At 67.7% G+C, this 18,633-nt stretch carries 11 protein-coding genes; all 11 read right to left on the reverse strand.

Going from position 1 to position 18,633, the window contains the following annotated elements; genetic code table 11:
- Positions 1-7: 7 nt before the first annotated feature.
- The 11 genes from KF715_00405 to KF715_00455 all read right to left on the reverse strand — a co-directional run bounded on the left by KF715_00405 (position 8) and on the right by KF715_00455 (position 18,471).
- Positions 8-2,527 carry an ABC transporter permease gene (locus KF715_00405; GenBank protein MBX3735122.1) on the reverse strand — a complete coding sequence of 840 codons (2,520 nt, stop codon included), beginning with the start codon at positions 2,525-2,527 and terminating at the stop codon, positions 8-10.
- Positions 2,528-2,538: 11 nt separating this feature from the next.
- Complete coding sequence (locus tag KF715_00410) at positions 2,539-3,834, reverse strand: SMP-30/gluconolactonase/LRE family protein (GenBank protein MBX3735123.1); 1,296 nt, start codon at positions 3,832-3,834, stop codon at positions 2,539-2,541.
- A 168-nt stretch (positions 3,835-4,002) separates the two neighbouring features.
- The gene (locus KF715_00415; GenBank protein MBX3735124.1) at positions 4,003-4,758 is read right to left on the reverse strand and encodes a DUF4097 family beta strand repeat protein; all 756 of its coding nucleotides are present in this window, start codon (positions 4,756-4,758) and stop codon (positions 4,003-4,005) included.
- Positions 4,759-4,768: 10 nt separating this feature from the next.
- Positions 4,769-5,542 (reverse strand): DUF4097 family beta strand repeat protein, encoded by a 774-nt coding sequence (locus KF715_00420; protein MBX3735125.1) that lies wholly within the window; start codon positions 5,540-5,542, stop codon positions 4,769-4,771.
- Positions 5,543-5,596: 54 nt separating this feature from the next.
- Entirely contained in the window at positions 5,597-8,128 is a 2,532-nt protein-coding gene (locus KF715_00425; GenBank protein ID MBX3735126.1) for an ABC transporter permease, read from the reverse strand.
- Positions 8,129-8,135: 7 nt separating this feature from the next.
- On the reverse strand, positions 8,136-10,742 hold the full coding sequence (locus KF715_00430; protein ID MBX3735127.1) for an ABC transporter permease: 2,607 nt from the start codon (positions 10,740-10,742) through the stop codon (positions 8,136-8,138).
- Positions 10,743-10,770: 28 nt separating this feature from the next.
- Positions 10,771-13,338, reverse strand: coding sequence for an ABC transporter permease (locus KF715_00435; protein MBX3735128.1), 2,568 nt, complete (start codon positions 13,336-13,338; stop codon positions 10,771-10,773).
- Between the two features lie 189 nt (positions 13,339-13,527).
- A complete protein-coding gene (locus KF715_00440) occupies positions 13,528-14,340 on the reverse strand; it encodes a hypothetical protein (GenBank protein MBX3735129.1) in 813 nt (270 codons plus the stop codon).
- Positions 14,341-14,627: 287 nt separating this feature from the next.
- The gene (locus KF715_00445; protein MBX3735130.1) at positions 14,628-15,035 is read right to left on the reverse strand and encodes a hypothetical protein; all 408 of its coding nucleotides are present in this window, start codon (positions 15,033-15,035) and stop codon (positions 14,628-14,630) included.
- Between the two features lie 167 nt (positions 15,036-15,202).
- Positions 15,203-15,664: a hypothetical protein gene (locus tag KF715_00450; GenBank protein MBX3735131.1), complete on the reverse strand. Its 462-nt coding sequence runs from the start codon at positions 15,662-15,664 to the stop codon at positions 15,203-15,205.
- A gap of 14 nt (positions 15,665-15,678) precedes the next feature.
- Positions 15,679-18,471: a serine/threonine protein kinase gene (locus tag KF715_00455; GenBank protein MBX3735132.1), complete on the reverse strand. Its 2,793-nt coding sequence runs from the start codon at positions 18,469-18,471 to the stop codon at positions 15,679-15,681.
- Positions 18,472-18,633: the final 162 nt, after the last annotated feature.

The following is an 18,633-nucleotide window of genomic DNA, read 5'->3' on the forward strand; positions in this document are numbered from 1 at the left end:
AGGGCGGTTATTCAGCGCGCAGCGCGACCATCGGATCGACGCGGGTGGCGCGTTGCGCGGGCACGAAGACTGCGCCGGCGGAGACGAGCGTGAGCAGACCGGCGATGGCGGCGTAGGTCGGGAGATCGGTGGGCGCGATTTGCGTGATGAACAGCGCGCCGGCGATCTGTTGGCTGAAAAAGTGGGCGACGGTCCACATGATCCCGAGTCCGAGCACGAGCCCGAGGCCGAGTTGCCAGGCGCCGCTGCGGAAGACCATGCCGAGGATCGTCGAGGGTTGCGCGCCCAGTGCCATGCGGACGCCGAATTCCTGCGTGCGCTGGTTCACCGAGAAGCTCTGCACGCCGTAGAGTCCGACGGAGGCGAGCACGATGGCCAGCAGGCCGAACACGCCGAACAATCCGGCGATGATGCGATTCTGCGCGAGGATGCCGTCGAGCGAGGCCTTCGGCGTCTGGACGAAATAGGGCGGGAGGTTGGGGTCGATTTTCTGGACGACGGAGGCGACCGAGCGCGTCAGCGATTCGCCGCGCTGCCCGCCGCGGGGCTTGGCGACGATGGTGACGAACTGGGGCGCGGTGACCTCCTTGGGCAACGGTCCGAAGATCGCGGACGTGAGCGGCACGTAGAAGCCCGCGTTGTCGTTCTGGGTATTGAACGGCCCGAGCATGCGGACGTCGGTGACGACGCCGACGATGCGGCGCCATACGCCGGGGTTCTTGCCGTCGGCCGAATTGGTGCGGATGCGGCGGCCGACGGCGGATTCGGTGCCGAAGTGTTTGCGCGCGAAAGTGGCGTTCACGACCGCGACGGGTTCGCGCGCGTCGGAGTCCTCGTCGGTGAGGTAGCGGCCTTCGACGATCTTCTGGCCGAGCGTGCGGGCGAAGTCGGGCGAGACGTTTTCGGTCTGGGCGATCGTGCGGTCGCTGGGTTGCGCGTAGGCTTTGCCCTCGATTTCGACGGGGCCCTGCGGCGCGAACATCATCTGGAAACGCGTGGTGAGCGCGGCGGATTCGAAGTCCGGCGTGGCGCGGAGTTCGCGGACGAGTTTTTCGTAGAAGAGGGCGCGCGTCGCGGGCGTCGGATAATCGCCTTCCATGAGGCCGATGCGGGAGCCGAGAACGCCGCCGGTGTCGTAGCCGAGGTCGAGCGTTTGGGCGCGGAGGATCGATTGCACCTGAAGCAGGCCGACGACGAGGAGGATGCTCGTGACGAAGATCTGGAAGACGACGAGGCCCTTCGTGATGAGGTTGATCGTGCGGCCGGTGTTGCCGCGGCCGGACTCCTTGAGCACTTCGGCGGCGTTGGCGCGCGACGACAGCCAGGCCGGCACGAGACCGGAGACGAGCGCGGCCAGCAGCGTGAAGCCGACGACGGCGGCGAGCACCATCGGATCGATGGTGAAGGCCATCCAGGCGGGCAGGGGAAACGCGGTGTTGCGCGAGGCGGCGTCGATGAAATCGGTGGACCAGAACGCGAGGCCGACGCCGACGAGGGCGCCGAGCGTGGCGACGAGCAGGCTCTCGGTGAGCATCTGCCGCAGGAGGCGCCAGCGGCCGGCGCCGAGCGAGGAGCGGATGGCGAGTTCCTTGCTGCGCAGGGTGGCGCGCGCGAACTGCATGTTCATCACGTTGACGCAGGCGATGAGCAGCACGCCGACACAGAACGCGAGCATGGTGAAGACGGTCTGGCGGAAACCGCCGCCGATGAACGATTCGATCAGCGGGCGCACGTAGCCCATCGAGAACTGCTTGTTCGTGTCCGGGTAGGCGCGGGCGAATTGCTTGGCGACGAGGTCGATTTCGTTTTGCGCCGACTCGAGGCCGACGCCGGGTTTCAGGCGGCCGATGATGTTCACCGTTTGGTTGTTCCGGTCGGAACGCGGGCGCCACGGGAACGAGGCGTTGACGGGAATCCACAGCTGCTCGTTTTGCGGGAACTGGAATTTCGGCGGCATGATGCCGACGACGGTGGCGGCGGTGCCGTTGACGCGGATGGGCTTGTTGAGGATCGCCGGGTCGCCGCCGAAATCGGATTTCCACAGCGCATCGGAGAGGATGACGGCCTTGTCGACGTTGGGGCGATCGTCCTCGGGGATGAAGTCGCGGCCGAGGGCGGGTTTCACGCCGAGCGTGCGGAAGAAATCGTGCGAGATGTAGCCGCCCTGGTAGCGGCGCGGCTGACCCTGGTAGGTGACGTTGACGGTCGAGCCGTTCAGGTAGGCCGTGAGATTGGAGAAGGACTTCAGCTCCATCTCGCGCATGTCCTTGAAGTCGACGGTGAGGATCTGCGCGTTGAAGTTGTTCGGCTGGAAATTCGTCGGGTCAGCGAGCTGGACGTCGACGAGGCGGTCGGGCTCGGGGAACGAGAAGCCGCGGAGCAGTGTGCCGTTGACGACGGCGAACATCGTGGTGACGGCGCAGATGCCGAGTGCCAGCACGGTGACGGCGAGCGCGCAAAAGCCCTTTTCCTTAACGAGGACGCGCAGGCCGATGCGCAGGTCTTGGCCGAAAGATTCGAGGATCATGACGTGGGGAGCTACGGGGTGACGGAGAAAAGTTGGACGTCGCGCGCGGCCGGGGCGGCGCCGGGCGAGTCGAAGAGCGACCAGCCGGCGTTGCCGACGACGACGTAACGGCCGTCGCGCAGCGAGCCGCCCGCGAGGTCGTCCAGACCGGGCAGCGCAGAGGCGAGGACGCGCATGGCGGAAATCTCGCCGGCGGCATCGAGGTCGAGACGGATGACGCGTTGCGGCTCGATGCCGTTCTGGACGGCGACGAGTGCGCCGGCGGAAGCGAGGCGGAGGTCGTCGATGCCGAACAGCGTGGCGTGCGCCGGCGCGCGGAGACGGCGCGGCGTTTTCGTGGCGACGTCGATGGCCCAGAGGCCGCGCGCGTAGTCGGCGACGTAGAGCGTCTTGCCGTCGGCGGAGAACGCGAGGCCTTGCAGGGAGGCGAAGTCGTCGCTCGCGAGCCAGCGCTCGACCGAGCCGTCGGCGGGATTCGCGCGCCAGAGGCACGGTGTGCCGCTGTCCGTCGCGAACAGCGTGCCGTCGGAGGCGAAGGTCAGGCTGCCGAGGACGTGCGGACGCTCGTCGGCGGGCAGTCGGATGACGCGAGCGAGTTTGCCGGTCGTCAGATTGTATTCGGCGAAGAACGCCGAGGTGCTGTCCTCGGCGCGGTAATCCTTGATTTCCGGCGTGGCGGAAATGCCGGCCCAGAGACGCTGATGCGCTTCGTCGAGCGCGAGGCTGAACACGCCGGCGAGCCCGTCGCGCTCGCTCGAAAAATGACGCATCGAGCCGTCGGGCTCGCGCACGTCGAGGCGTCGATTGCGGACGTCGGCCAGAAACCATCGTCCGTGCGAGTCGGCCACGGCGGTTTCGACGATGCCGTCGCGCGCGGGCAGAGTGACGACGCGATCCGCGTGGCCGCGTGGTGCGGCGTTGGCGGTGAAACGGGCGACGGCGTCCGCCCAGGCGGGGGAAGCGTGCAACGGCGCGAGCGCGGCATCGTGCGCGATGTCTGACGCGACGCCGAGATCGGCCAGCGCCGACAGCGCGGCGAGCGCGGCGGCATGATCGCCGGAGGTTGCGTGCAGGCGCGCGAGCTGGAGGTGCAGGCGCGGATAATCGGGCAGCAGGTCGCGCGCGGCGGCGAGTTTTTCGAGTGCGAGTGGGCGGTCGCCGGCCTTCAGCGCGGCGTTGGCGTCGCGCAGCAACGCGGGCGCGGACGGTTGCGCCCACATCGCCGTGGCAATCGCGCACGCGACCAGCAACGTGAGCAAAACGCGCGTGTGGACACGGAAATGGATCGAGTGCGTGGCGAGCAGCACGGCCGCGAAATTGCAGCCGTTGTGCCAAGGGCGCGGAAGAAGCTTATTCCCGCCGGCGCAGCGGGTTGCGGGTTTCCGAGTTCAGGCGGTTTGCCCGGCCCAACCTGAAAACGAAATTGCGCCGTCCCACGAATGGGATGCAGGGACCGCTGCGCGCGAGCGGCGAACTCAGCGGCTGGCGCGGACGGCGAGGCCGCCGTTGACGGAATCGAGCACGACTTCGGCACCGCCGCCGTTGACGCTGCCGTTGAGGTGACGTCTGCCGGCTTTGCCGATCGTGATCGGATAGTCGCACGAAATGCTGCCGTTGACGGAGTCGGCCTTGAGACTGAAGGCGGCGTTGGCGGGGAGCGTGACTGTGGCGGAGCCGTTGACGGTATCGAGGACGATGCGATCTTTCGCGGCGACTTCGACAAAGCTGGCGCGGATGGAGCCGTTGACGGTGTCGAAGCGACCGCCGCGGCCGAGGCCTTCGGCGTCGATGGAACCGTTGACGGTGTCGAGATCGACGTAGCCTTTGACGCCGCGGACGTGGACATCCGCGTTCACGACGTCGATTTTGTTCAGGGTCGCGGTGGCGGGCACGTGGAGCTTGTAGCGGACTTCAGCGCGGTTGAAGCCGAAGGAGAACCATTTCTTCTCGAGCTTCGTCTTGATGGCGACGTGATCCGGCGTGGCCTCGACGAGGATCTCGATGCGCTTCAGACTGTCGGCTGACGCGGCTGATTTCTCGGCCTCGACGCTAACCTCGTTTTTGTCCCAGCCCACGATCTCGACCGTGCCGTTGACGTTGTCGAGTGACACCGTGCCGTCGGCGGCGAGCGGGTAGGTTTGAGTGAACTTCTCTGTCACCGTCGCCGAAAGCGAGGCGGCGGCGGCGAGAGACAGGGCGAGGAGGGCGAGGCGGCGGAGGGCGGTGAGCATGGCGGAGAAATCAGGTGCGGGCGCGGATCGAAAGCGAGCCGTTCATGGAATCCATCGAGAGCGAGGCCTCGCCCTTGCCGAGCGCGCCATGCAGGGAGCGACGGGAGGATTTTTCGACGGTGATCGGAAGTTCGCTGGAGACGTGGCCGTTCATCGAGGAGGCGTTCACGCGGGCGCTGGCGTCGGCGGGAACGAAGATCTCGCACTGGCCATTCATGGTGTCGACGTTGACCTTCTGGCCGGCGCCGAGGCGGTCGAACGAGGCCGAGATGCGGCCGTTCATCGTGTCGAACTCGGCGTCGCCGGTCAGGCCGTTGGCGCGGATGCGGCCGTTCATGGTCTCGAGCTTCATCGCGGCGCTGACCTTGTCGGTGGAAATGTTGGAATTCATCGCGTCGATCTTCACGCGCAGGAGCTTCGCGGGAACGTGGACGACGTAGTGCACGGCGCCCGAGACGTTGTCGTTGCGGTGCCACCACGAACCGCCCTCGGTCCGCTGGTGCTTGGTCTTGATCGAAACGTGATCGGCGGTCGCCTCGACGACGATCTCGATGCGTTTCAGCTCCTCGTCGGTCCGGGCGGATTTTTCCGCCTCGATGCTGACCTCCGCCTTGTCCCAGCCGACGATCTCCACGTCGCCGTTCATGTTGGTGAGGGCGACGGTGCCGGTGGCGCCGAGCGGATGGGTCTGGCTGAATTTCTCGGTGACCTTGGCGGAGGCGCTGGTGACGAGAAGAGTGGCGGCGGCGAGGAAAGCAGGCAGGCGGAGCGCGGAAGAGATCATGGGGAATTGTCGGTTGCTCCCTGAATACCCGCGCGGCCGCCGAAAAGTTACAGCTTATTCCGCGCGCAGGGCCTCGAGGGGATTCACCTTGGTCGCACGCCGGGCTGGAATCCAGCAGGCGATCGCCGCAGCGAGGAAAAACAGCGTGGTGCACGCCCCGAGGACGACCGGGTCGAAGCCGCGCACGCCGTGCAGCACGGAGGCCAGCGCGCGATTGAGGCCGAGCCCGAGAAGCAGACCGAAGCCGAGACCGATCGCGGCCGTGGCCAGGCCCTCGCGCAAGATGAGCGATTGCACTGCCGCGGGCAGCGCGCCGAGCGCCATGCGAATGCCGATCTCACGCGTGCGGCGGGAAACTTGGTATGCTTTCACCGAATAGATGCCGACCACGGCGACGAACATCGCGAAGGCCGAGAACACTCCGAGCAGCAGCGAGCCGAGGCGCATGGCCCAGACATCGAGGGACGACTCGGCGTGATCGCGGAAGGTGCGCACCTTGAAGATCGGCACGCCCGGCATGGCGTCGGCGAGCGTCTCGCGGACCTGGCCGACGAGTCGTGTCGCGACCGGCTCCGCATCGACGGCGGGCCGGACGTGGAAATGGGCGTTGGCGTAGAATCCTTGAGCGAACGGCACGTAGATCGCACGCGGCGTGTCTTCCTCGAAGAAATCCATCCGGGTCGACGAGACGACGCCGACGACCTGCAAGGCCGCCGCGTTGGAATCGCCGCCGTCCGTGTCGCGAATGAACCGGCCGACTGCACCGCCTTCGGGCCAGAGCGCGCGGGCGAGGCCTTCATCGATGATGGCGACGCGCGGCGCGCCCGAGTTGAGCGACTCGGATTCGGTGAACGCCCGGCCGTCGCGCAGGGCGAGACCGAGCGTGGTGAAGTAGTCGGCGCCCACGGCGTTCCAACTGGCGCTGTAGGCGCGGCCTTCGGCGGCGGTGGCGGGGCGGCTGCCCTTCGCGGGCGGCGGACCGTCGCGGCGGACGCTGCGGCCGACGCTGTTGAAGCCGTAGGGCACGATCGCGGCGATGGAGACGGACTGCACTCCCGGCAAGGCGGCGAGCTTCTGCGAAGCGGCGCGGAAATACTCCAGGCTGCGCGTCTCATCGAGCTTGCCCAGCGACGCATCGACTTCGGCGACGACCGTGTTGTCGGCGTGGAAGCCGTGGTCAGTGCGCGACACGCCGAGCGCGGTGCGCAGGAAGAGACCCGCGACGATGAGCAACGCGAGTGACAGCGCGACCTGGGCGACGAGCAGCGGGTGACGCGGCCGCCACCACGCGCCACGCGGCGCGGCGGCCTCGGTGCCGCTCTGGAGCTTGAGGTCGGTCAGCACGTCGCCGCGCGAGAGCCGCAACGCCGGCCCGAGGGAAAAGACCAGCGTCGCTCCGACGCAAAGTGCGGTGGTCGCGGCGACGACGACGCCCGAGCCGGCGGTGGTCGGGAACAGCGTCAGAGGCAGCCGGGCTTCGAACGCACCGACGAGCAGATCGAGGGCGACATGCGCGGCGATCATGCCGAGGGCTCCGCCGATGGCGGCGACCAGAAAGCCCTCGATGCAGAGTTGCCGCACGAGTCGCGCGCGGCTGCCGCCGAGGGCGAGGCGGATGGCGAACTCCTTGCGACGCGACTGCCCGCGTGCGAGGAGCAGGCCAGCGAGGTTGAGGCACACAATGAGCAGCACGGCGCCGGCGAGCCCGAGCAGGACGAGGGCGAAAAGCTTCACCGGACCTTCCGAGCGCGGCGAGGAGCTTGTGCCCAGTCGCGGCAGCGGGCCGGCGGTGATGGTGTGGTCCTTGAAATCGACCGGGAACGTGCGTTCGAGGTTCGTCCCGAGCGCATCCAAGGCCGCCGTGGCCGTGGCGAGTTCCACGCCCGGCGCGAGACGCGCGAAGACGAAGAGGTTGAACGAATCGTTCCGCCCGAGGGCCCGGCGCTCCTCGCCGATGCGGACATTTTCCAGCGCATCGAACATGCCCAAGGGGAAGTAGAATTCCGGTCCGAAGAGCGCGGTGGTGCCGCTGAAGCTCTCCGGGGTGATACCGACGACAGTGAAGAGCTGCTCGTTGATGCGCAGCGTGCGGCCGACCATGTCGGCGGCGAATCCGGTCTTCCGCCAGTGCGCGTGGCTGACGATGACGGACGGGATGCCGGCGCCGGGACGCGATTCCTCGGCGGTGAAGGCGCGGCCGCGCACCAGCGGCACGCCGAGAGTGGAGAAGTAATTGGCCGAGACGAGCGACGCGAATGCGCGGCGGGTTTCGCCGCCGGCTTGATGGCCGACGAGCGTGTGCTTGAACGCGGCGACGGCGGAGAAGAGTTCGCGGCGTTCGGCGAGCTCGCTCCAGACTTGATGCGAGAAGAGTTGGCTGTCGTCGCGTTGCTTCCGGTTCAGGGAAAAGACCTGCACGATGCGGTCAGGCTCGGCGAAGGGTCGCGGCGTGAACGCGAGCGAGTAAACGAACGTGAACATGCCACTGTTCAGGCCGATCCCGACGGCGAGCACGAGGATCGTCGCGACCGTGAAGCCCGGCGAGCGGGCGAGGAGGCGGAGAGCGAAGCGGAGGTCTTGGAGCATGGTGCAGTTATTCGGAGCGGAGGGCGGTGAGCGGGTTGACCTTGGTGGCGCGTCGCGCGGGGAGCCAGCAGGCGAGCATGGCGGCCACGATCAGCACGACGGGCGCGACGACGAAGGTCATCGGGTCGAGCGGACTGACCTTGTAGAGCAGCGAGCGCAACACTTGACCGATGCCGAGACCCAGCAACAGGCCAAGTCCGGTGCCGACGAGCGTCATGGTCAGACCTTCGCGGAGGATCATGCGCTGGACCGCGATCGGCTCGGCGCCGAGCGCCATGCGGATGCCGATTTCGCGGGTGCGGCGGGCAACGGCGTAGGCTTTCACGCCGTAGAGGCCGACGGCGGCGAGCGCCATGGCGAGGCCGCCGAAAACCGAGAACATGATCGCGCCGATGCGCGTGATCCAGAGCTGGAAGGAAGCGTCGAGGTGCTGCCCGAAGGTCTTGAGGTCGAGCACGGGCACGCCGGTGGCGGCGGTGCGCAGTTCGCGGCGGATGGTGTCGATCATCGCCTGACGCGCGGTCCCGGCGAGCGGAGTGGCGGTGCGGACATGCAGGAACACGTTGCTCTGGTAGCCTTGGGCGAACGGTTCGTAGATCACGCCGTTCGAGCTGTCGCCGAAAAGTTCCCATTTGGTCGCGGGCACGATGCCGACGATTTCGAGCGTCGGCGCTTCGTCGGCGCGTTTCTGGAGCGTCTCGCTCACGCCGCTGCTGGGGCCGTCGCCGCCCGCGGCGCGCGGGGCGTTGCGCTCGGCGTATTGGATGCGCTGGCCGAGGGCGTCGCCGTTCGGGAAGAGTTTTCGCGCGAGGACCTCGTCGATGATGGCGACGGCGGGCGCGCCCTTGTGATCGGTCTCGATGGCGGTGAAGGCGCGGCCGCGCAGCAGCGGCAGGCCCATGGTCGCGAAATAGTCGGCGCCGATGCTGTTCCAGCGCGCGCCGTAGGCGAGGCCTTCGGCGGCGGTCGCGGGTTTGGCGTCCGGCGCGGGATGCACGCCGGCGAGCTGCACGCTGCGGCTCAGCGAAACGATGCCGAACGGCACGACGGAGCCGAGGCTCGCGGATTGCACGCCGGGCAGCGCGGCGACGCGTTCGGAGGCGCGGCGGTAGAGTTCGAGGCCGCGTTCGGCGTTGTAGCCGCCGAGGCTGGCGTCGAGTTCGACGAGCAGCGTGTCGTTGGCGCGGAAACCGGTGTCGACGCTGGCGGCGGCGGTCGCGCCGCGGATGAAGAGGCCGGCGGCGATGAGCAGGCCGAGCGAGAGCGCGAGTTGGGCGACGACGAGGGGATTGCGCGGCAGGAACCGCCAGCGGTGGCGGTGCGTGGTGTCCTCGCCGGATTGTTCCTTGAGATCGGTGAGCACGTCGGCGCGCGAGAATTTCAGCGCGGGCCCGAGGGCGAAGAAGACCGTCGCGAGCGAGCAGAAGGCGAACGTCGCGGCGTAGAGCATGGGATTGGCCGCGCCGTGGAAAAAGAGTCCGACAGGCGCGATGCGGCCGACGGCCTGCACAAGTCCGGTGGTCGACCATGCGCCGATGACGAAGCCGAGCGCGCCGCCGACGAGCGACAGCACGAAGCCTTCGGTGAGCAACTGCTGCACGATGCGGCCGCGGGATCCGCCGAGCGCGAGACGCACGGCAAATTCCTTGCGGCGGGCCGTGCCGCGGGCGAGGAGCATGTTGGCGAGGTTGAGCGAGGCGATGAGCAGCACGATCGACGACATGGCGATCAGCGTGGTGCCGAGGACGCCGAGCGATTGCTCCTCGGCGGGGGCGTTGCTCGAGCTGAGGCGCGGCAGGTGGCGCGAGGTGAGCGTCTGCTCCTTAAACTCGACCGGGAAGGTTTTTTGCAGGCCGGCGGCGAGAGCCTTGAGCGGCGCGTCGGCGTTCGCGATGGTCAGGCCGGGCTTCAGCCGCACGACGAGGAAGAGGTTGTAGGCGTCGGTCCGTCCGAGTGCGCGCTCGCGCGTGGCGTCGAAGTCGTTTTGCAGCTGATCGTAGCAGCCGAGCGGAAAATAGATTTCGGGACCGAGCAGCATCATGGTGCCGCTGAAGCCCTCGGGCGCGATGCCGACGATGGTGAACTGCCGCTCGTTGACGCGGATGACGCGGCCGAGCAGGTCGGGTGCGAAGTTTTCGCGCTTCCAGAGGTTGTAGCTGGCGATCGCGACCGGAATCGCCGCGCCGGGTTTTTCCTCTTCCGGCGTGAAGGCACGGCCGCGGACGAGCGGGACTTGCAGCGTGCTGAAGTAGTTGGCGCTGACGAGCGCGCCGAAGACGCGTCGCGTCGCCTCGCCCTCGCCGATGCCGACCATGGTGAGGTTGTGGGCGAGGATGTCGGTGAAGGTTGTCTGGTCTTTCCGCAGTTGCTCGTAGGCCGGGTAGGAGAACATGCGGAAGCGGTCGGGCTTCTTCTCGTCCTGGGTGTAGAGCTGCACGACTTGCGACTCGTTTGGCCACGGGCGGGCGCTGAAGACGAGTTCGTGCACGAGGCTGAAAATGGCGGTGTTCACACCGATGCCCAGGGCCAGCACGACGATGGCGGTGACGGTGAAGGCAGGCGTTTTGGCCAGCACGCGCAGGGAGAAGCGGAGATCCTGAAGCAGGGAGGTCATGGGGGGTAGTTACTGATTAAGAACTTTGCTATTCGGCGCGGAGGGCGATGGTCGGGCTGACGCGCGTGGCGCGGCGGGCGGGAATGAAGCAGGCCGCGAGCGTCGCGGCGCTGAGCAGCGCGGCCGAGAGGCCGAGCGCGAGCGGGTCCATCGGGCTGACCTTGAACAGCGCGCTGGCGAGCACCTGGCCGACGAGCAGCGAGAGCACGGCACCGGCGGCGACGGAGACGACAGTTTGCAGCGCGCCCTGCTTCATGATCAGGGCGAAGACGTCGCGCTGTTCGGCGCCGAGCGCCATCCGGATGCCGATCTCGCGGGTGCGGCGCTCGACGGCGTAGGCCTTCACGCCGTAGACGCCGACGACGGCGAGGGCGAGGGCGACGCCGCCGAAGATGCCGAACAGCACGGCGCCGAGGCGCACGATCCAGAGCGTGATGCTGCGCTCGAGGAACGAGGTGTAGGGCACGAGCTGGAGCAGCGGCAGCGCGGCGTCGATGCGGCGCAGCTCGGCGCGGAAGGACGGGAGCGTGGCGAGGACGGCTTGCGGGTCGCGGGCGGCGAAGCGTGTGACGAGGAAGACGGAGGCGTTGTAGCGCTGCGCGAGCGGGAAGTAGACGCGGCGCGCGGCGGCGTTGCCGGAGTTGTCCTGCAAATCGTGGCGGTGCGCGGAGCAGATGCCGACGATCTCGAGTTCGTTGACCGAACCATCGGTCGGCGGCTGGGTGAACTTCACGCGCTGGCCGAGGGCGTCGCCGTTGGGGAAGAGTTTTGCGGCCATGCCTTCGTCGACGATGACGACCTTGGGCGAGTTCTTGTCGCGGGCCTCGGTCTCGGTGAAGTCGCGGCCGCGGAGGATGCGCACGCCGATGGAGCGGAGGAAGCCGGGCGTGATGCCCGCCTCGACGCCGCCGGCCCCGGGGCGCGGGGCTTTCGGGTCGGTGGTGACGGGCATCGCCTCGCTCGCGGGCATGATGCGCGTGGTGTTGGTGATGTTGCCGTAGGGGATGAGCGTGGTGTAGCCGGCGGATTCGACGCCGGGCAGCGCGCGGACGCGGTCGGCGAGATCGCTCATGCGGCGGAGGCCTTCCTGCTGCAGCGTGCCGCTGAGCGAGAAATCCATCTCGGCGAGCACGGCGTTGGCGGGATCGAAGCCCTTGTCGAGACCGCTGGCGTTGAGCGCGCCGCGGAAGAAGAGGCCGGCGCTGAACAGGAGGACGAGCGAGAGCGTCATCTGCACCATGACGAGAATGTGGCGCGGCGCGAAGAAGCGGTTGAAGCGGCCCGTGCCGGTCGCCTCGGCGCCGGTGGATTTCAGGTCGGTGACGACATCGGTGCGCGCGGCCTTGAGGGCGGGCCCGAGGCTGAAGACGAGCGTCGAGAGCAGGCAGAAGAGCGTCGTGACCGTGAGGACGGTGGCGTCGGGCTTGAGGCCGCCGGCGAGGGTGAAGTTCATCGAGCTGAGCAGCGCGGTGAACGAGTTTTCGAGCAGCGTGTTCGACCAATAGCTGAGCAAGAGGCCGAGGCCGCCGCCGAGCAGCGAAAGGAGCAGGCCCTCGACGAGGAGCTGGCGCACGATCTGGCCGCGGCTGGCGCCGATGGCGAGACGGACGGCCATCTCGCGGGCGCGCGCGGTGCCGCGGGCGAGGAGCATGTTGGCGAGGTTGAGCGAGGCGATGAGCAGGACCGCGCCGGCCATCGCGATGAGCAGCGTGGCGAGGAGGGTGAGCGAGCCGTCGGACTCGGGGCTCGTGCTGATGCTGAACTTGCTCGGGACGGTGAGCTGAATCTCGCGCGTGCCTTGCGCGTCGGGCGGCTGGAGCGCCGTGAGGCGTTGTTCGAGGACGGGCAGGCGGGCCTTGGCGGATTCGAGCGTGAGGCCGGGGGCGAGGCGGGCGTAGACGTTGAGCGTGTAGTTTTTCAACGCGGCGAGATCGCGCACGTCGGCACCGTCGCCGAAGGCCGAGGCGATTTGCGAGAAGACGCCGGTGGGCAGCCAGACTTCGGGCGCGATGAGCGCGCTGATGCCGGAGAAGCCTTCGGGGGCGATGCCGATGACGGTGTAGGGGCGGTCGTTGACGCGCAGCGTGGAACCGACGAAGTCGGCGCGGCCGCCCATCCGCTGCCACAGCGCGTAGCTGGCGACGACGACGGGGACGTTCGAGTTCGGGCGGGTTTCCTCGGCGTTGAAGAAACGGCCGGCGGCGGGCTTCGCGCCCATGAGCGGGAAGAAGCCGTCGGTGACCATGAACACGAAGCTGCGGTGCATCTCGCCCGGCTCGCGGCCGATGCCGGCGAGGGAGAAGTTCACCGCCGCGACCTGGGTGAAGACGTCCTTCGCCTCGAGGAGCGACTGGTATTCGGTGAAGGAGAACTGGCGGTAGTCGCGCGACGCGTCCTTACGCGCGGAGAAGACGCTCACGACCTCCTGCGGTCGCTCGAGCACGACGGACTTCAGGAGCAGGCCGTTGACGAGGGAAAAGATGGCGGAGTTGACGCCGATGGCGACGGCGAGCGTGGCGACGGCGACGGCGGTGAAGCCGGGGCTTTTGGCGAACAGACGGACGGCGAAACGGAGGTCGTGGAGGAGCGTGGACATGGCGCGAGGGTGTGCGAAACCGGGACGGGTTCCCGGCACAACACGGCCTGGTCGCACAAAGTTGCGCTTTTCTTCCGCGCCCCTCCGCGGGGGAGAGAAGAGATTGCGGCGCAGTGGTCTCGGGCCAGAGGGCCACTGCGCCGCAGAGACGAACGGTTCGATTGCGGATGAACCGTCCGCCCCAATTCGTCACCAAACCTGGGGGTCGGCCGCCTTGCCGGGTTGTCCGGCGTTGAACAGGAGGTGGACTTCGCGCGCGAGGCAGAGCCGGATGCAGCCGTCGCCTTCCTGCACGCCGCTGTGATTGAACTGATCCGCGCCGGCGTTGAACGAGCCGCCGCCGCCGCCGGCCGGGCCCATTTCGGTGCCGCCGCCGCCGCCGCTGTAGCCGCCGCCGCCGCCGGAACCGTGGCCGAAGAACGAGCCGCCGCCACCGCCGCCGTAGCCGCCGTCGCCGCCGTGGAAGCCGCCGTAGTTCGCGCCTTCACCGCCCTCCCAGTGGCCGCCGCCGCCGCAATGCGTGGGCAGGGAGCCGATCGCGCCGGTCGAATACCAGCCCGCGCCGCCGCCGCCGCTGTAGTGGAAATTTCTGAGATCGGTCTGTCCGCCGCGACCGCCGGTGCCGCCGGGACCGCCGCCGACGCCGCCATCGGCCTCGCTGCGGCCATCGCTGCCGCTGCCGCCGCCGCCACCGCCGGCGGCGATGAGCGGGAAAATCGGGCGCACCAAACCCGTGTCGCACCAGACGAACGAGCCGCCGCCACCGCCGCCGGCGGCATGCGCGGGCTTCACGCCGGCTTCGCCGCGCTGGCCGACGACGAGACACAGCCGTTGCCCCGCCGTGAAATGAAAAGTCCCGCGCAACCGGGCGCCCTTGCCGCCGGGACCGCCGCCGCTCCCGCCCTGCGCGCCGGAGACTTCGAGGACGTAGAGGCCTTCCTCGGGCACGATGAATTTCTGAACTTGCGGCTGGGCGGCGAAGGCGGCGAGAGAGGAGCTCATGCGGGACGAGGGGTAACCGAATCGCCGGTGAGTGCGGCGTTCCATCGTCCCAATGCGCGGTCGCGGCTCCGAAGGGGCCACGCGTCGGCGAGTTTTTCGCAAGAAGGCGACCGGCCGCCGGACAAAACAAAAGGCCGCTTCAGCGAAGCGGCCTTAGGAAATCGACGAATTCTCGGGGGATTATTCGTTGATGTTGGTCTCGATGTCCGGGTCGATGATACCGATGGCGCCGTCGGAGACCCGCTGAATAAGCACGAAGAACTCGTAATGACCGACTTCGCCCCGTTTCAGGGCCTTGTTGCGGAACAGCAGTTTCCCGTCGGTGGTGGCGCAAGGCGTGCGAAATTCAGCTCGCCGGCGACGTCCTTGTCCGCGGCGGCAACACTGCCGAGTTGCTGGAACGTGATCGCAATTGGGCGATAGCTCTCGTTGCTGTCCGCCGAGGCGACAGCGATCTCGAAGTCGACGGTGCCTTTACAGGTGAACGTCGGCATCCCGTTGCGATCCGCGAGGCTGACGGAACTGTGTGGCGCCATCGAGACGGCGGCGTCGACATAGCTGTTTTCCGCTTGGGAGAAGAGCGGACGGAAGTTCGTGACGGTGAGAGTCACTTTGGCGGCTTCGGCGGTTTGGGCCGAAGCGACCGAGGCGGACAGAAGGAGGCCGGCAAAGAGGCCAGCGAGATGCTTTTTCATCAAGATAGCGGACAATCAGGTTGAATACCGGATTGGCCCGCTACCGACCTCGGTAGCAATCCGTGGCACCGAAAAAGCCCGAGGGGGGGGGCCTTCGGCAAGCGCTTTCTCGCGCCTACAAAAAAGGCTGCTCCGTGGGAGCAGCCTAAGAATGCGCTGAGTTAGGACTATTCTTCCACCTCGGTATCGATTTCGGGATCGATGATGCCGATGGCACCGGTTTCGGAATCCTGAATCAGGATGATGTATTGGTATTCCACTCCGGTATACTCGGGATCGCAGGTATCGGTGACGATAATCTGGCTGCTCGTGTCGTCGCGGTAGATGTCGAGTTGGTTGAACTCCTCGCGACCGCATCCCGCGACGGCCCCCTTAAAGGCGATGCCCAGCAGAATATACCGCGGGTCGAAGAGCTGATAGGTCAACTGCGTCGCGCCATGGTAGTCTGCGGGGACCGTGATCGTGATCGACTGACCGTCGCCAGTGAACACCGGGGTTTTCTGGTTTGGCGGTTGAGGCGAGGTATTAACGGGCGGCGAGATGGTCGCCTCGGTGCAGACACCATTCGTGGGGAATTCCACGACGGGGACGAATTTGACGATCGTGATCTGGGTGGTGGCAGTATACATGGACAGGATGTGGTCTAGGATGCGGTTTCGAACAGCGAAGCCGTCCAAGGGTCTACGGCATGATAGCCGCAGGCCTTTAGCGTTTCGAGCAACGGCCGCGCTGAATTGATTTCATCGAGCAGGAGATAAGCCTCGGCAAGCGGGGCAATCACCCGGGGATTTCGGGCGAATTTCGCCAACTGGGGGGCGAGTCGACTGACCACGTCCTGCCAGAGCTGCCGCGCCTCGGCATCCCGCCCGAGTTGGTGGGCGAAGCGGCCGGCCAGCAGGCGGATCGCGACGTATTCGGCCAGAGTGTAGCCGTCGGTCGCGTCCACGCCGAGGAAATCGCTGCTGGCTGCGACGGCCTTCGCGGCCTCGGCGTATGCGGCCTCCGGCTCGGCGAAAGCCAACCGGGCCTGCAGGCGGTGTGCGGCGGCGAGTCGGCGGCGGAACAAGAGTGAGGTGGGTTCGCTTTGAACCAGCGCCTCGAGTTGCTTCCGGGCGTCGGCGACGAGCTTCCGAGCTTCCGCGTCGCGGCCGGTGAAGAAGAGGAGCTGGGCGCGGTCTTGTTCGATCGTCAGCGCGGTGGCGCGACGTTGCTGGTTCTTGGGATCATCCACAATCAACTGAGCATAGACATCGCGGGCGGATTCGAAGCCGGCGAGCGCGTCGGCGGTCCTGCCGAGCATGGCAAGGACATGGGACGAAAAGATGCGGTTGTCCGCCAGTCGCGCGCGCCAGAGGGGATTGGTCGGTTCGCGGCGGGAGAGTTCGGTCAAGCCGGCGGCGGTGGCTTCATAGCCGGCGAGTGCATCGGCGAAACGTCCCTCGGCTTCTGCGATGCGGGCGCGCCATGATTCGATATCGGCGATCGACAGTCGGAGACGCGTGTCGTCGGGGGCGCGGGGCAGGAGTGTCTTCATCGTAGCCCTCTTGGCGAGAAAGCCCGCGTCGGCGGCGGCGAGATTGCCCTCGTCGAAATCCAGCACGGCGAGGTTGTGCTCGCCCGACATGCGCTCGCGCAGCGCGCGCAGCGTATCGCCCTCGAGTGTCACGAGTGCGGCGGATGAGTCGCGATAACGTGTAAGCCATATGCGCGCCATACCGGCATCCCCTTTGCGGCGCGCGGTGAAGCCGATCCAGAACTCGGCTTGGGCACGCTCGAAGAGCATGTCGGCGTTTTGCGGGTGGCGCGTCACGAGCGCGGCGGAGCGTTGGTAGGCCGCCTCAAATGCTTTCGAGGCGTCGGTGTAGCGCGCCTGGTCGAGACGGATTTCGCCGATCTGCGTGAGCGCTTTCGCCTGCTGCGTGAGCGCGGCGTCGGTGAGGTCCTTCGGGTCGAGCGCGGCGAAGTGCGCCATGGCCTTGTCGCCGACGGCGTCGAGCAGGCTGAGTTTGCCGATCCTCTTCAGCTCCGTGCGGAAATCGCCGAGCATGAAGGTGAGCAGCGCCTCGGCTTGTTCCTGACGGCGTTGGGCGTCGGCGCGGGCGACGGTCTCGGCGTGCTGGGCGGCCTGGGCGATGTCGCGCTCGGCGCGGGCGATGATCTCGGCGCGGCGGGCGCGCTCGGCTTGGACGAGGCTCACGATCGTGCCGGCGACGAGCGACGTCGCGATCGCCGCGGCGCTGGCGCAGGCGACGCGGTGGCGGGAAACGAATTTGCGTGTGCGGTAGAGCGCGTCGGGCGGGCGCGCGGTGACGGTCTCGCGGCGGAGGTGGCGACGGACGTCGTCGGCGAGTTCGAAGGCGGTGCCGTAGCGGCGGGCGCGGTCCTTTTCGAGGCAGCGCATGACGATCCAATCGAGATCGCCGCGGAGCACGGAGGTGAGTTGCACGGGCGCGGAGCCGCGGAGACGGGCGACGGTGTCGCGGTCGGCGACGGCGAGAGTGGCGAGGCGCGTCGACGGACGCGGTGGATCGACTTCGCGGATGATGCGGCGGATCTCGGCGGCGCCGGCCTGGAGGAGCGATTGCGGGTCGTAGGGCGGGCGGCCGGCGAGGAGTTCGTAGAGGAGCACGCCGAGCGAGTAGACGTCGCTGCGCGTATCGATGTCGTGGTCGCGCGCCTCGACTTGCTCGGGGCTCATGTAGGCGGGCGTGCCGACGAGTTGGTCGACGCGGGTGATGAGCGTGTGCTCGGCGAGGCGGCCTTGCGTGGCTTTGGCGATGCCGAAGTCGATGATTTTGGGCATCGGCACGCCATCGTGCATCGCGACGAGGACGTTGGACGGCTTCACGTCGCGGTGGATGATGCCTTTTTGATGCGCGTGCTGGATGGCGAGGCAGACGCGGGCGAAGAGGTCGAGGCGTTGCTCGGTGGTGAGCCGGTATTCGTCGGAGAAGCGCGTGATCGGCAGGCCGTCGACGAATTCCATGACGAAGAACGGCCGGCCGGTGACGGTCGCGCCGGCGTCGAAAACGCGCGCGATGCACGGGTGGTCCATCATGGCGAGCGCCTGGCGCTCGGCTTCGAAGCGCGTGATGACCTCGCGCGTGTCCATGCCGAGCTTGATGATCTTCAGCGCGACGTGGCGGCGGATCGGCTCGGTCTGCTCGGCGAGGTAGACGACGCCGCAGCCGCCTTCGCCGATGCGGCGTTCGAGGACGTAGGCGCCGATGCGGTCGCCGGGTTTCTCCTCGGGGAGCTCGGGGCGCGGTGCGAGCGGCGGGCGGTCGAGGAAGTTGCGCGCGGCGGCGTCGCTGGCGAGGAGGGCGTCGATGCGGCGGCGTTGCTCGGCATCGGCGCAAGCGCGATCGAGGAACGCGGCGCGGTCGGCGGGCGGCAGTTCGAGGGCGTCGGAGAAGATTTCGTCGTCGGGTCTCAAGGTGGGGGCGCGAACGGGTCGCGCACTGCGGGCATTACGGAGATGCGGAAAAGCGGGAAAAAAGGGGCCAGCGAACCCGGCAGAACGGCGATGCGGGCAGCCGGACTTCCGTCGCGACCGTGGTGACCGGTCCGGGCGGCGGAGAGGCGTGGAGTGGCGGGG

It is taken from the genome of Candidatus Didemnitutus sp., assembly GCA_019634575.1.
Classification (GTDB): domain Bacteria; phylum Verrucomicrobiota; class Verrucomicrobiia; order Opitutales; family Opitutaceae; genus Didemnitutus.

What these genes read in the sequence shown, in the direction of transcription:
- KF715_00405 (MBX3735122.1), bottom strand. Translation starts at nt 2,527, where the DNA reads ATGATCCTCGAATCTTTCGGCCAAGACCTGCGCATCGGCCTGCGCGTC.
- KF715_00430 (MBX3735127.1), bottom strand. Translation starts at nt 10,742, where the DNA reads ATGACCTCCCTGCTTCAGGATCTCCGCTTCTCCCTGCGCGTGCTGGCC.
- KF715_00445 (MBX3735130.1), bottom strand. Translation starts at nt 15,035, where the DNA reads ATGAAAAAGCATCTCGCTGGCCTCTTTGCCGGCCTCCTTCTGTCCGCC.
- KF715_00435 (MBX3735128.1), bottom strand. Translation starts at nt 13,338, where the DNA reads ATGTCCACGCTCCTCCACGACCTCCGTTTCGCCGTCCGTCTGTTCGCC.
- KF715_00415 (MBX3735124.1), bottom strand. Translation starts at nt 4,758, where the DNA reads ATGCTCACCGCCCTCCGCCGCCTCGCCCTCCTCGCCCTGTCTCTCGCC.
- KF715_00420 (MBX3735125.1), bottom strand. Translation starts at nt 5,542, where the DNA reads ATGATCTCTTCCGCGCTCCGCCTGCCTGCTTTCCTCGCCGCCGCCACT.
- KF715_00450 (MBX3735131.1), bottom strand. Translation starts at nt 15,664, where the DNA reads ATGTATACTGCCACCACCCAGATCACGATCGTCAAATTCGTCCCCGTC.
- KF715_00440 (MBX3735129.1), bottom strand. Translation starts at nt 14,340, where the DNA reads ATGAGCTCCTCTCTCGCCGCCTTCGCCGCCCAGCCGCAAGTTCAGAAA.
- KF715_00425 (MBX3735126.1), bottom strand. Translation starts at nt 8,128, where the DNA reads ATGCTCCAAGACCTCCGCTTCGCTCTCCGCCTCCTCGCCCGCTCGCCG.